A 14,923-nucleotide genomic window follows, 5' to 3' on the forward strand; every position below is an offset into this window, starting at 1 on the left:
AAATAGGAGATGAAAATGAAATTCAATAATAAAGTGATATGCTTGCTGTCCCTGTTGGCCATTTTGGGCGCAGGGTGCGATGAATACCTGGACGAGACACCAGAGGCAACCATCTCAGAAGATTACATTTTTGCGAACTACAAAGGTTTTCAAGGCTTTATTGACGAATGTTATACCTTTATGATCGATTATTGGGGGGAAAATGAAGGATCTACGCTTATCTTTTCAAATGAAGGGACCTATAACCAGGTGGCCTCAACAGGAAATGCGCAGCGCGGCAATTACTGGTGGCTGATATCGCCGTCCAACCAAGCACCTTACGATACCGGGAACAACCGAGGCTATGGTGACAAAAGGCGTGGAATATGGCGGGGGAGCTGGTATGGTATCCGTCAGGTAAACCTGGCCTTGGAAAAGCTGCCTATGCTGGTCGATGCGACTCAGGAGGAGAGGGATAAGATAGTGGGGCAGGCCTATTTCTTCCGTGCATGGTACTATTGGGAAATTATCCGATCTTTCGGAGGAATGCCGTACGTTGACAAGTATCTCGGGCCGAACGATGACCTGAACATTCCCCGTTTGACCTTCCAGGAAACGGTAGAGCGGATGGTTGAGGATTATGACAAAGCTATCGCATTGTTGCCGGTGAGTTGGGCGAAAGGGACGGATTTGCACGAGGTCGGACGAGTGACCAAAGGGGCCGCGCACGCTTTTAAGGCTAAAGCCTTATTGTATGCGGGGAGCCCGTTGATGGTCAACGAATCGACAGGAACAGGCTATATTTTTGACACAGATTACATGAAGCGTGCAGCAAAGGCAGCGTATGAGGTGATTAAACTTGCCGACCAGGGCGTTTACAAGCTCTTGCCTATAAGCAAAGGATCAACCAACGTGAACGAGTACAACGATCAGTTTGCGCGTAACGACGGGTTCCAGTGTTACACGGAAGAGACGATTTTCATGGAATTCTTAGACGCTAATCGAAATTTTAGGAATTTTGGATCTAGTATTCTTGGAAGTGTAATTAATCGTAATTATTTAGTCCAAAGACTTGAAGCAGGAGGCGCTCGTGCTGGAAATGTCACTCCGTCGCAGGACTTGGTGGACATGTTCGAGATGCAGGCTTCAGGTCTTCCCATTGACGACCCGGATTCGGGTTTTGATCCAATGAACCCATGGGAGGGCAGGGATCCACGCCTGAGAAACGGTATTCTGGTCGACCGTGACCAGTGGACAGTCAAACAGGCTGCAGCACAGGCTTTGCAGTTCTATAAAGGTGGTCGGGACGACAATTCGACAAACCCTACTCCATATGCATTCAAAAAATTATGGCCCAAGACCGTTAATAAGTTTGACAACCAGATCGCGCAGTACCGTGAAGCCTGCCCACACATGCGGCTGGCTAGTGCTTATTTGATTTACGCTGAGGCGATGAACGAAGCATACGGGCCGAATGGAACGGATTCAGGTCTTCCTCTTAGCGCTGTCGGCGCTATTAACATTTTACGCGACAGGCCTATGTCAGCTGATGATCCCAGCGTCCCAATCATGCCGCCGGTAAACAGCAAGTTTACTTCTGATAAAGAGGTATTCCGTGAACGAATCCACAATGAGATGGAAGTCGAGTTATATTTTGAGGGAGACCGTTGGTTTGACCTTCGCCGCTGGCACGAGGCGCACCTGGAAAAGAACAGACAAATTCACGGGCTTGAGTTTGATAAAAACTGGACATATTTCAACAAAACTCTTTTCAGGACAATTGTGTTCGAAGAACGTCATTACTGGATGCCTATTCCGTTAGATCAGACCCAGTTATACTCAGGCTTTTATCAAAACCCGGGATGGTAAGGATTATCTAATGAAAAAACAAGATCTATGAATCAATATCATAAATTAGCTATTAAGAGAGTATGCCTGTACATGATTTTTGTGCTGGCAGCAATAGGTGCCTTTGCCCAGGATAATAAATCGAAGGTAAACTCGACGGTTACTGATTATGACGGCACACCGATATCGAATGCAGTTATTTACGGTAATGAAGGCACCTTAATGGTCCATTCAGGGCAGTACGGGCAGTTCGAAGTACAGGTTCCCCAGTCGTCTATATTAAGAATTGAAGCTGAAGGTTACACTAGCCGGTTGGTCTCAGCCGGGCAGCTACTTTCAGGTTCTCCGGTTGTGTTGGAAAAGTCCCCGTTGCTTATGGGTGAGGGGGACCAGGTGAATGTACCTTTTGGGCAGTTGTCCAGGCGCCAAATTGTGGGCGCTGTAGATGTGATCAATTCCAACGAAGTGTCTCAGTACGATGCAGAGCAGAGTGTATACGACGCTGTGGCCGGGAGAATCTCAGGGAACAGTCTGATTAACGCCCGCGGGACCGGTAAGGCCATCGTTGTTATCGATGGTTTTCCTCGTGCGTCATCTGATGACGGGTCGTCGTTGAGCACTTTTGACCTGTTAAGCAAGTTAAGAATGCGCGAAGTTGATCAAATTGTGTTACTGAAAGATGGCCTGTCCCGGATGCTTTATGGTGCGCAGGCCAACCAGCCGGTAATTTTGATCACTACGAAGCGCGGTACGCCGTATAAACGAACACTTGACGTTTATGGTGAGCGCGGTATCGGAAAATCAAGGGGAGAATACCCAGATTACCTCGATGCAGCCAACTATATGGAGTATTACAATAAAGCGCTGGCTAACGACGGGCTGTCTGCGTTGTACGATCAGACCAGCATTGAAAATACAAGGGCTGGTATTGATCTGGTTCATTTTCCGAACCAGGAGTATTACACGTCGGAGTTTTTGAACGATTTTTCTAATTTTCATCGGTTGGATGTGGAAACATCGGGGGGTAACGACCGGGCGCAGTATTATTCATTGTTACGATGGAACAGTAACGGCAATCTTTACAAGATGGGAGAAGGGGCAAATGCCCGAAACAACGAGTTTAGCTTCCGGGGCAACATCGATTACAAGTTGAACGACGTGGTGAAAGTCCGGTTAGATGCGCTTGCAGGCTACGGGGCAAACCGCCAACCGAACTTAAATTTTTGGAGCGCTGCCGGTAGTCTGCTACCTAATGCTTTCCCGTTGTTAATCCCCATGGGACAGGTTGGCGATTCTGCCCTGCTTGCATCAGCGAAACCGTATCAAAACCAATACCTTTTCGGTGGTACCGACCAGTATCGAAACAATGTGATAGCCGGCTTTGATCGGGGAGGTTACAGCACCTATCAGTCGCGAACATACGAAATCAGTATTGGGATGAATTTGGATCTGGCCAAAGTTACCCACGGGTTGAGCGGACAGGTCTATTACTCGTTTGACGCTTTAAGTTCGTACACCCTCAGTTATGGGAATCAATACCGGGTCTATGACCGGGGGTATGTGCCTTCAGTTATCGACGGTTCAGACAGTCTTGTTATTGCTAATTATTATGATGAGGATAAAAAGGCCCAAAGCCAGTCGCTTTCGGACGAGGCAACATACCGGTCAAACAAGATATATGGGACACTTAACTACGATCGCACTTTTAAAGAGAAACATCATGTTACGGCGGCCGGTGTAGCATACTGGAGTAATGCCAGGGAATTGTCTGTATATAACGGTATAAAAAACCAGCACGCCGGATTTCGGGCCAACTACACTTATGATGACAGATTCGTTGCTGAATTGTCGGGGGTCTACTTGGGCAGCGGAAAACTAGCCAAAGGCAACAGGTATCACCTTTCTCCTGGTTTTGGAGCCGGATGGGTGATAAGTGAAGAAGGTTTTATGAAAGATAATCGTTTGATAAATTACCTGAAGTTGAAAGCAAGTTATGCCAATATTAAGACCGACCGTGGCATCGGTGATTATAACTATTATCGTACCCTGTATGGTCAAAAAGGAACCTATAGTTTTAACCAGTTATCAGGAAACAATAACAACGGTCGTATCTTCGCACGGGTGGCCAATCTTGGTTTGACTTTTTTGGACAGAAACGAATTCAATGTTGGAGCGGAAGCTATTTTAGCAGACAGCAGGTTATCAGTTGAAGCTAATTATTTCATTAGTACGCTGGATGGACAGGTTGTACAAAAAGAAAGCCTTTCACCTGCATTCAGAGGCGTAATTCCGTATGAAAACTTTGCTAAAGACCGTGATCAGGGGGTTGATTTGAAACTTGGAATTTCGAACAAAAAAGGGGATTTTCGTTACGACATTGGTTTTAACATGACTTATGTCGTTCCCAAGATTCTGAAACGTGATGAAGTTTATGATCCAGAAGCCCCATGCTTGTATCTGACAGGTCAACCTACAGATGCGATTGTTGGTTATGTTGCCGATGGTTTATTTTCGGAAGGGAATGTTACTTCGCAGTTCGGTTTGGAGCTAAATCCAGGTGATATCAAATACAAAGATTTGAACAATGATGGCCAGATTGACTTTAAAGACCAGCAAGTAATCGGGAACTCAAGAGCCCGCCTGAATTATGGTGTTGAAGTAAAATTGAATTATAAAAACTGGAGTTTGTATGCTGTAGGTACGGGTACATCAGGCAGAGACCGAATTTTCTCGAATTCCTATTACATGATAGATGACAATCAAGTCAAGTATTCAGTTGTTGCGCAAGATTACTGGACGCCAGACAATGCGTCTACAGCTACTTATCCTCGTTTATCTACAGGAGCTAATTCGAGCAATAACAACAATTTTAAGACCTCAAGCTACTGGATTGAAAAAGTAGATGTATTTAATATCCACAGGCTCCAGCTGACCTATTCTTTGAATGTTGACCAGTCGTGGTTTAAAGGACTGGATATTTACCTCCGAGGTTCCGACTTGGCTACTTTTTCCAGGTTGAAGGAAAAACTACTTCTCAACCCTGGAGGGAGCCCTTCGATGAGTTCTTTTGCCATAGGTTGTGACCTGAAATTTTAATTCATCAAAATACTGAGAAGAATGAAAAAATACATTTATACATTATTTCTAACAATAACATTGGGTTTCATAGTTTCATCGTGTGAGAGTTTTTTATCTCCTGAGCATGAAAACCGCTTGACTGAGGAGCAGTTAATGGAAAACCCGAGTTACGTAGAGGGCTTGTTGATGAACGCTTATATTGCACTGCCTTCGCAATATGATTTTGAGTTGGATGTTGCAAGTGACGATGCTGTTTCAAACGACCAATCTTCGGCCATCGTCAGAATGGTAAGAGGTGAGTGGACTGCGCAAAACAACCCGGTGGGCACTTGGGGAACCGCTTACAATCAGATTTTTTACATTAACGCTTTTCTTGATCGTCTAGACCAAACAGTATGGGCCGAAGACGAGTATATAAACGAGTTGCATAAAAAGCGTTTAACAGGCGAAGCACACGGGTTGCGTGCTTATTACCAATTTCAGTTGTTACAGGCACATGCAGGAAAGGATGCAAACGGAAATTTGTTAGGTTTCCCCATCGTCAAGGAGACCATTAATGTGGGAGATGATTACCAACTTCCAAGAGATACTTACGAAGCATGTGTTGCACAAATTATCAGTGACTGCGACGTAGCAATATCCATGCTTCCAGATCGTTACGTGAACACAGGAAATGCTGATTTTGATGAGGCAATGGGCTCTTTCTGGTTCAATCGGATGGACGGTTATTCGGTTCGAGCTTTAAAATCCCGGGTTTTACTTTATGCTGCCAGCCCGGCATATAATACTGCTAATGACGTATCAAAATGGGAAAATGCTGCTAATGCAGCAGGTAGTTTTTATCAATCAGCTAAGGGAACTCCTTCTGCCTTGTCTTCTTCGGCCCTCACCTTTTATGCATACGGTTCTGGGCCGGTCAATGATGATGTGATCTGGTCAAGAGCAGTGAGCAGTTCACTTTCAATGGAGTCAGCTAACTTTCCACCTTCCCGGATAGGTCAAGGCAGGACAAATCCGACCCAGAATTTGGTTGATGCCTTTCCGATGAAAAACGGTTATCCTATTGATGATCCATTAAGCGGGTTTGATCCAACCGCTCCCTATAATAACAGGGATATGCGTTTAAGTTTCTACATTCTTTACGACGGGAATACACTGGGACTGGGCGACCCTGAGGTTTTCAGAACTTACGTGGGCGCTCCTAAAGACGGAGTGAACGTACAGCAAAATTCCACGCGTACTGGTTACTACTTAAGAAAGTTCATGCTCCCTAGTGTAAAGCTGGAAAATCCCTCGGTTACCCAACTTCACTTTTATACATTTTTCCGTTACACGGAAGTGTTGCTGAATTATGCTGAGGCGGCAAACGAAGCTTGGGGGCCTGATGTTGACGGAGGTGGAATTGGTTTTACTGCCCGGAATGTTGTTGCTGCCCTTCGCGAACGTGCAGGTATTGAACAACCAGACAACTACCTGACTTCCCTAACATCGAAGGACGAGTTGAGGGTGCTTATCCGTAACGAGAGGAGGCTTGAACTTTGTTTTGAAGGACACCGTTTTTGGGATATCCGCAGGTGGAGCGAACTTACAACAATGAACGCGCCGGTCAGTGGTAGTTTCCGGAACGGAGCCAGCGGGGAGTTCTCTTACCAGAGTGTTGAGAGCCGGGTTTACCAGGATTACATGCAATATGGTCCAATACCTTACGATGAAGTTTTGAAATATGATGCATTAGTTCAAAACAGTGGATGGTAATCTTATAATTAATAAATTATGAAAAAATTATTGTATATAGTTTCTGTGCTATTTCTGGCCTTTGCCTGCCAGAACACAGATATCGAATTTCCGGATTTTGATTTTAATGCGGTTTATTTCCCTCAGCAATATCCTGTCCGAACACTTATCCTGGGAAATGACCGTGGAGATAATTCAATGGATAAGGAACTGAGGTTTCATATTGGTACGAGCATAGGAGGGATGTACGAAAATCCAAAGGATTGGAGTGTGAACTATGTTGTCGACAACACATTGGCCGATAGATTAACTAATCAAAATGGTGATACCATCCGTGTTCTTCCGACCAGTTATTATACCATAACACCAGCGGGAACGATCACCATACCCGCGGGTAGTTTCGACGGGTTGGTCGAAGTCCAGCTGACCGATGCGTTTTTGGATGATCCGGAAGCGCTGAAAGGCACCTATGTAATTCCATTACGAATTACCACTTCTGATGCCGATTCAGTGCTACATGGATTTCCTTATGTTCCCAACCCGAACAGAAACAATCCGGCAGACTGGAGCCCGAATGCACTTCCAAAGGACTATACCCTTTTTGGAATCACTTATATTAATCCATACCACGGTGTTTATTTACATAGAGGAGTGGATGTAAGATACGATGCTACGGGATCTACTCCTTTGGATACTGTTGTGTTTCGTCAAAAAGATGTCGAAAAAGACCAGTTAATTAGTTTGGCGACCACGGGACGCTCCTCTTGTGTTAGCAATGGGGTGGGTAATGATGTTGGTAATGCGAATAACATGTCCCTTTCTGTTGATGTGAACGGAAATGTGACGATAAGCAGTGTAGCATCTTCTCCAAAGCAAGTGACAGGATCAGGCAGATGGGTCGCCGACGGTGGCTCATGGGGGGGCGAGGCATATGACGCTTTATATCTGGAATACCAGTATATGAATGCGGGAAGCTTACACATAGTCAAAGATACTCTCGTTTTCAGGAACAACGATGTTACCTATAGAACGAATACTGTTACCGTGTATTGACTTCAATGGGCAAGTTTAGTTTAGTTTAGAGTTTTTGTAGTAGTAAGGTGGTCCTAGTATATGCTAGGACCACTTGTTTCACAAATCAGTGCCCTTTTTATGAGTGACGATTGCGCTTTTCAGGTGATCAATGCATCTGGGCGTATCTCGTATCATTCACAGAATATTACACGCAATGTAAAGAAGGGGCAATTAATATGTATGGTTGTTTACTCAAGGTTTGTGACTTGGTGCAGAATGCTTTATAAATGGTATTGTTGGAACTAATTAGAAAACTTTATATGGAAGGACATTCTTTTGTTCAGTTTGCTGGTTTGTTTGTTTATTACACTCGATTGGCTTCCTGCATAATCTGTTTTTATGAAATTGTCATGCATGGAAGACTACTATTCATTAAAATTAATTGTAGACTTGCCGATTTAACGAGTTCTAAAAAAATGGGTAACAAATTTAAGCAAGATTTGCGTCGGGTTATATCTTGGGGATAGGTGAGATTAATAGTCAGATGATGACCATATTTGTTTGTACCAATAGGAGTTCTTTTAAGGCTGTAGTTGGAAGCATGTAAATAAAACGGTCGAAGTTGTGCATTTTCGTGTCAAGATCTACTACTGAACACGATTGGTTGTAGCGATGGCAACAAGGTGTCTGATCGTGTCATGACGAACCTGGGCCAAGTTGGTAACATAATTATTGGCTTGAAAGGGTACTCGTCAACCGCAAGTCGGGTGCAATGATGTACTTTTTTTCATTGGCGGAGTTGATGAAAATAGGGCAAATGTTCGGGAATATGAAACCAAGATAGATGCTTAACTGATAGCGTTGCTGAAATCAAGAATGTTGAGGAAACTAAAGCGGAAGCGAGAATTGAGACGATCCTGATTCGAACTGAAGCAATTCAAGAAAGGGGAGGGTAGAAGCAAGAACTGATAGTAGTTTGCCCTATTTCGGATTTGAAATTGATGTTACACAAAAGTCAGACTGATTTTAACAGACGAAATATAAGCAGGAGATGCAGATCTTCAAACGGTGAAGTTTCCCAAATAGGAGTAAATGAATAATAAAAAATTATAAATATGTTAGGTAAAAATACAATTCTCAGCGGTCTTGCAATAGCTACCGCAGGTTCATTTACATCATGCCAGGTGAATACAAATAGGGCAACACCAGAGTCTGAAAAGCCTAATATTGTCGTGATTTATCTTGACGATTTAGGTTATGGCGATCTGAGTTGTTATGGCGCAACTGCCATTCAAACCCCAAACATCGACGAACTGGCCAATGGCGGTATTCGGTTTACAAACGGGTACGCAACCTCGGCAACATGCACACCAAGTCGTTACGGTTTATTAACCGGTACCTATCCGTGGCGGAATAAAAATGCCCGCATTTTACCTGGAACAGCACCGTTGCTGATCGACACCGCGCAGCAAACCCTGCCTAAAATGCTACGGGCCGAAGGTTACCAAACAGCAATCGTTGGTAAATGGCATCTAGGTCTTGGAACAGGAGACGTAGACTGGAACGCGCGCATCTCTCCCGGACCAAACGAAGTGGGCTTTGATTATGCATACATCATGGCCGCTACCCAAGACCGGGTTCCAACTGTTTATATCAACAACGGGAAGGTTGATAATCTGGATCCGAGCGATCCGATTGAAGTGGATTACAAACACAACTTTGATAACCAGCCAACCGGGAAAGACAATCCGGAACTTTGCACCATGAAATGGCATCACGGGCATAACAACACCATTGTGAACGGTATTCCACGAATCGGTTATATGAAGGGTGGCGAATCGGCCAAATGGAGCGATACTGACATGGCAGATCACTTTTTGGCGATCGCGCAAGATTATGTAAGAACTCACAAGGATAAGGCATTCTTCCTGTATTACGCGTTGCAGCAACCGCATGTTCCGCGTACGCCGAACGAACGCTTTGTTGGTAAATCGGGAATGGGACCACGCGGCGATGCCATTTTGGAGGCCGATTGGTGTGTTGGAGAATTTATCAAGACTTTGGAAACTGAAGGACTGCTTGAAAAAACGCTGATTGTTTTCTCAAGCGATAACGGTCCGGTGTTGAACGATGGCTACTACGACGATGCAGTTGAGAAGCTAGGCGCTCATAAACCAGCCGGATCACTTCGCGGTGGGAAATACAGTTTGTATGAAGCGGGAACGCGAGTACCCTTTATTACCTACTGGAAAGGCCGTATTGAGCCGCAAGTATCTGATGCGATGATTTGTCAAATGGACTTGCTGGCTTCGTTGGCCCGCCTGACCGGCACCGAAGAGAAATCGACTGATAGTCAGGATTACCTGGATGTGTTGCTGGGTAAATCGGACGAAGGTCGCGAAAGCCTGATTCTGGAAGCAACCACCAGAACAGCGCTACGCAAAGGAAATTGGTTGATGATTCCTCCGTACAAAGGAGTGGCGGTGTCGCAAGAGGTTGATATCGAAATCGGTAATTCGGAAGACTATCAGCTTTATAATTTGAATGACGATATTAGTCAACAAAATAATGTAGCGAAAGAAAACCCCGCGAAACTGAAGGAAATGATTGATAGTTTTGAGCGGTTAAGAGAGCCTGAATCTACCCAGATAGAACAGTTTAAACTGGAGTAAAACTGGAGCTTTTGGTTGTTTTACTGTAAGCCAAGCTCGTGGCCTTGTCCAGAGAAAATAGATAGAAACCAGAGATTAAAAAAAATGGCAAAAAAGCATAAACCACTAAGTTCTGTTCTAATTAAGCCTTCGGGCCCTGATTGTAACCTGGATTGTACCTACTGTTTTTACCTTGAGAAATCGGCTTTGTTTTCCGAGCAAAAAACACACCGTATGAGTGATGAAATTTTGGAAGAAACAATCCGGCAAGTTATGCAGCAATCGGGAAAAAATGTATCGATTGCTTGGCAGGGAGGAGAGCCGACCTTGATGGGGTTGGACTTTTTCCAGAAGGCCATTCAGTTTGAGATGAAATACGGACACAACCAGTTGGTTGGAAATGGTTTGCAGACCAATGGATTATTGTTGAATCGGGATTGGGCTAAATTTCTGAAGAAATATGACTGGCTAGTTGGCCTTTCGCTCGACGGCCCTGAGTTTATACATAATCGTTATCGGTTTGACCAAGGCGGCAAAGGTACTCACAAAAGAGTACAGGACAATGCCCGGATGTTGATTGAGGAGGGGGTTGCACTCAACGCTATGTGTTGCGTAACCAGCCACTCAGTAAAATACCCGGAAGAGTTGTACAATTACTACAAGTCGATGGGACTGACCTATATGCAATTTATACCGGTCGTAGAAACAGATAAGAATGACCCGACCAAAGCGGCTGACTTTTCTGTAGCTGCGGGGGATTACGGTCATTTTCTGAATAAGTTGTTTGACCTTTGGTTAGCTGATTTCGTGGACGGCCAACCAACGACATCGATCCGGCATTTTGAATCGGTTTTCTACTGTTATGTGGGCATGGAAGCGCCCGAATGTACGATGATGAAAGAGTGTGGCTCGTATGTGGTGATTGAACACAACGGGAATGTTTATAGCTGCGACTTTTTTGTGGAGCAGAAATGGAAGCTGGGCAATGTGATGCACGACCGGCTGATTAATATGCTGAACTCGAAAAAACAGTCGGTTTTCGGACAGGCCAAAGCGGTGTTGCCGCGCGAATGTCGTCAGTGCATCTGGTTACGCAATTGTTATGGCGGATGTACCAAAGACCGGATCAAAGATCCGGCAGATCACCATCGGCCACGGTTCTGTACTACCTATAAAATGTTTTTTAAACATACTGATCCAACACTGAAACAGTTGGCCGCACAATGGCAGGAACGGCAAGCCATTCATCAGGCAAAACAGCAAACCGGTGGTGTTTACAATGCATTTGATGATTTTATGAGAAGGTAGATTTGTCTTTTAAAAGTTAATTGTATTCATTATGAATGTTAGAATTTTAATTGTGGTGGTTTCAATAATATTGTTTGCCTGTACTTCTCGCCTTTGTAATAATCTAAAAGACTGTAAGAGTGAGAGTGAATATTGTAAGGCGGGAATAGCAGAAGGAGTTGATAACGATATATTTTTTTTTAAAGGAGGCACGTACAGGATTGGTTCCTACGAAGGAACGCTGCAGGAACAACCGGTCTTTCAGGTTGAAGTCCCGTCCTTCAAAATTGACAAACATCCTGTCCCCGTAAAAGAGTTTCGACAGTTTATTGAGCAGGCGGGGTATAAAACTGATGCGGATAAATTTGGAGATTCCGGTGTTTCCGATTTTAATACTTCAAGCTGCGTGTTGGTTCCTGGTGCAAATTGGCAACGTCCCCTGGGGAAAAATTCTTCTGAGTCCCAAGATGATTACCCAATGACACAGGTTAGCTGGAATGATGCAATTTCCTATGCAGCTTGGGCTGGCAAAAGACTTCCGACAGAGACTGAGTGGAAATATGCAGCCAAGTGCGGAGGGAAAAGCACATCAAAATTTAGTTGGGGAGACGAACTGATCAAAAATGGGAAATACCTGGCCAATGTTTGGCAGGGAAATGACCTTTTGGCCAAACAAGATGCCGATGGTTTTATATTAACCTCTCTGGTTGGCCATTATGGAGAAATACCATGCGGGCTGACGGATATGGAAGGGAATGTTTGGTATTGGTGTTTTGATGCCTACAAACCTTATCCGGGAAGTACCCTTCCGGATCAACAAAATGCGAAATTAAAAGTCATCCGGGGAGATTCGTTCTTTTTCGATCAGAACAGAGAAAACAGTTACTCCATCACCAGTCGCTCATCCAATACTCAAGAAACATCATTGCTCAATATCGGGTTCAGGTGTGCTATGAATGTGGATTAGGTTTCAATGAAACTGAATTATTAATGTATAGGTACTGATTGTATTAAAATCTGACCAGAATTAAAAAAATGCTTATTCAACTCTGATATGAAACGGATAACATGTAAATATTTTCAAAGAAGGATTGCTTCTGCTGTGTTTCTTGTATTTGTTCTCGGTGGATGCCATTCAAATCCAAAGAACCCGGACAAAAGTTCAGCCAAAAAAGCAGATTCAGTAGGGGTGGACAATAACCTTAGTTGCTGTTTGTCCGGTCTGCCATCCCGACCTTTCATGCCCACAGATAAGGTACAAACTAACAATCGATTAACGAAAGAACCCACGCATGATAATATGGTTTACATTCCGGGGGGAATCTTTGTTATGGGTGGAGATTCGATTTGGGGCAGACCTGATGAGTTTCCCCGGCACAAAGTGAAAGTATCTTCTTTTTACATGGATAGGCACGAAGTATCAAATGCCCAGTTTCGGGCTTTTGTGGAAGCTACACACTATGTCACTACAGCCGAACGCAAACCAGATTGGGAGGAAATAAAAAAGCAACTTCCTCCAGGGACACCTAACCCAGCGGATAGTCTACTGGATGCTGCTTCTCTTGTGTTCTCTCCGCCGAATCATCCAGTCTCGCTAGAAAATGTTTCAGCTTGGTGGAAATGGACTACTGGTGCAGACTGGAGACATCCGCAGGGCCCCAAAAGCACCATTGAAGGAAAAGATAATTATCCTGTGGTACAGGTTTCGTGGGATGATGCAGTAGCGTATGCATCATGGGCAGGGAAACGTTTACCTACGGAAGCCGAATGGGAATATGCTGCACGGGGCGGAAAGCCGAGTTCGATCTATCCGTGGGGGGATCAACCGATTGATCAGGGAGATTTAAAAGCCAACAGTTGGCAGGGACATTTCCCGAATGAAAATACTGAAAAGGATCGCTACTACAGGACTGCACCGGTTATGTCATTTCCACCAAATGGTTTTGGGCTTTATGATATAGCCGGAAATGTATGGGAATGGTGCAGCGATTGGTACCATCCGCATTACTACTCAATTTGCGCAAAACAAGGAATTGTAAACGACCCCCAAGGACCTCAGGATTCCTTTGATCCCGATGAGCCTTATGTCCCTAAACGGGTCGTGCGAGGAGGTTCCTTTTTGTGTACAGATCAATATTGCTCAGGTTTTCGTGTTGCGGCACGGATGAAAACTAGTTGGGATACAAGTTTGGAACATACTGGATTTAGGTGTGTAGTTTCCGTAAGGTAGGATGAGGAAATTTAATTAAAGCCTAAAATGAGGATTTTCTTAAATTATTTCACATTAGAAGTAGAAAATTTCAATTACCGCCAGAAATAAAAAATGAATGACCCGCCGATGTTAGTCCAAAATATCTCAATAAAGTGTTTAATCTTTAATTTACCTGAAACGTGCTTGAATACGTAGCCAAACTGCGAAAAGAAACGGATGAAGCAATAGACTGCATCGAATCATCAGATAGCAATATCCTGAAAAAATCGTTGGAAGCTTCTCATGTCCTTGCCGGGGCATTCGACCGGCTAAAAACTTTTATTCTATCCTATGAATTTAAAAATGAACAGGAAGAAATTACTTTTTTCAAAGAAATCAAGCCCAAACTATGTTATCGCCTGATTTATTACAGAAAATTGTATAATATCGAGATGAACCGCCCGGCGGGTGTAGAAAAGCAAAAGGAGTACCTGATTGAAGAATTAAATGAAATAAACAACTATAACGCCAAACGTCTGGACTTTATCCGTTACTTTCGCTCAGGCGCTACCCATCTGGATTCTTTGTATTTTTTACGTAGGAAAATGGATACGGAACAGTACCTGGAAACATTTTATTATGAACTGGACCCGAATTTTTCCACCAACTACGATTTTAAGGTGGCAAAAATATTGTCTAACGACATGCTTTTGGCTTACCTGATGCAGGAGATAGAACGGTTGAATGGCAATGGGGCAAGCCTCCCTTCAGGATTTCCGTTAATTAAACTGACCTGGATGGGGACAAAAACGGACCTGTTGGAACAGCTATATTCCTGGGATAGTGACAATACCTTCGGAGACGTGCCATTAACGCAATTATCCGATTATATCCAAAACGTTTTCAATATCCGGCTTGATAGAAACCTCTCCCGAGCGTTCAGTGATATGAAAATCCGGAATGTACCTACCCCATTTTTGGATAAACTGAAAGAAGCATTGCTCAGGCGTATGGGCAGAAAAAATTAAGTACCGACTTCGGTATTTAACGGTATTGTTTGCTTGTTACCTCTAATTTTCCAATCTACAAGATAAAAATGGGCCAATTTTGGCATCAATTACCCGATACCGAGTATTTCTTC

Annotated in this window: 9 protein-coding genes; all 9 read left to right on the forward strand. The window is 44.0% G+C overall.

What is annotated here, in order from left to right:
• Window positions 1–9 precede the first annotated feature (9 nt).
• Window positions 10–1,848 carry a RagB/SusD family nutrient uptake outer membrane protein gene (locus tag AC6H3C_RS03425; RefSeq protein WP_497519250.1) on the forward strand — a complete coding sequence of 613 codons (1,839 nt, stop codon included), beginning with the start codon at window positions 10–12 and terminating at the stop codon, window positions 1,846–1,848.
• Window positions 1,849–1,875: 27 nt separating this feature from the next.
• Window positions 1,876–4,923 (forward strand): SusC/RagA family TonB-linked outer membrane protein, encoded by a 3,048-nt coding sequence (locus tag AC6H3C_RS03430; protein ID WP_497519252.1) that lies wholly within the window; start codon window positions 1,876–1,878, stop codon window positions 4,921–4,923.
• 21 nt (window positions 4,924–4,944) lie between these two features.
• A complete protein-coding gene (locus AC6H3C_RS03435) occupies window positions 4,945–6,660 on the forward strand; it encodes a RagB/SusD family nutrient uptake outer membrane protein (RefSeq protein ID WP_497519253.1) in 1,716 nt (571 codons plus the stop codon).
• Window positions 6,661–6,678: 18 nt separating this feature from the next.
• A complete protein-coding gene (locus AC6H3C_RS03440) occupies window positions 6,679–7,692 on the forward strand; it encodes a DUF1735 domain-containing protein (protein WP_497519255.1) in 1,014 nt (337 codons plus the stop codon).
• Window positions 7,693–8,768: 1,076 nt separating this feature from the next.
• A complete protein-coding gene (locus AC6H3C_RS03445) occupies window positions 8,769–10,325 on the forward strand; it encodes a sulfatase family protein (protein WP_497519257.1) in 1,557 nt (518 codons plus the stop codon).
• Between the two features lie 84 nt (window positions 10,326–10,409).
• Window positions 10,410–11,612, forward strand: a complete 1,203-nt coding sequence (locus tag AC6H3C_RS03450) for an anaerobic sulfatase maturase (protein ID WP_497519258.1) — start codon at window positions 10,410–10,412, stop codon at window positions 11,610–11,612.
• Between the two features lie 31 nt (window positions 11,613–11,643).
• Window positions 11,644–12,558, forward strand: a complete 915-nt coding sequence (locus tag AC6H3C_RS03455) for a formylglycine-generating enzyme family protein (protein ID WP_497519259.1) — start codon at window positions 11,644–11,646, stop codon at window positions 12,556–12,558.
• Between the two features lie 87 nt (window positions 12,559–12,645).
• The gene (locus tag AC6H3C_RS03460; RefSeq protein WP_497519260.1) at window positions 12,646–13,821 is read left to right on the forward strand and encodes a formylglycine-generating enzyme family protein; all 1,176 of its coding nucleotides are present in this window, start codon (window positions 12,646–12,648) and stop codon (window positions 13,819–13,821) included.
• Window positions 13,822–13,982: 161 nt separating this feature from the next.
• A complete protein-coding gene (locus AC6H3C_RS03465) occupies window positions 13,983–14,810 on the forward strand; it encodes an RteC domain-containing protein (protein ID WP_497519261.1) in 828 nt (275 codons plus the stop codon).
• Window positions 14,811–14,923: the final 113 nt, after the last annotated feature.

It is taken from the genome of Gaoshiqia sp. US2, from assembly GCF_059705485.1.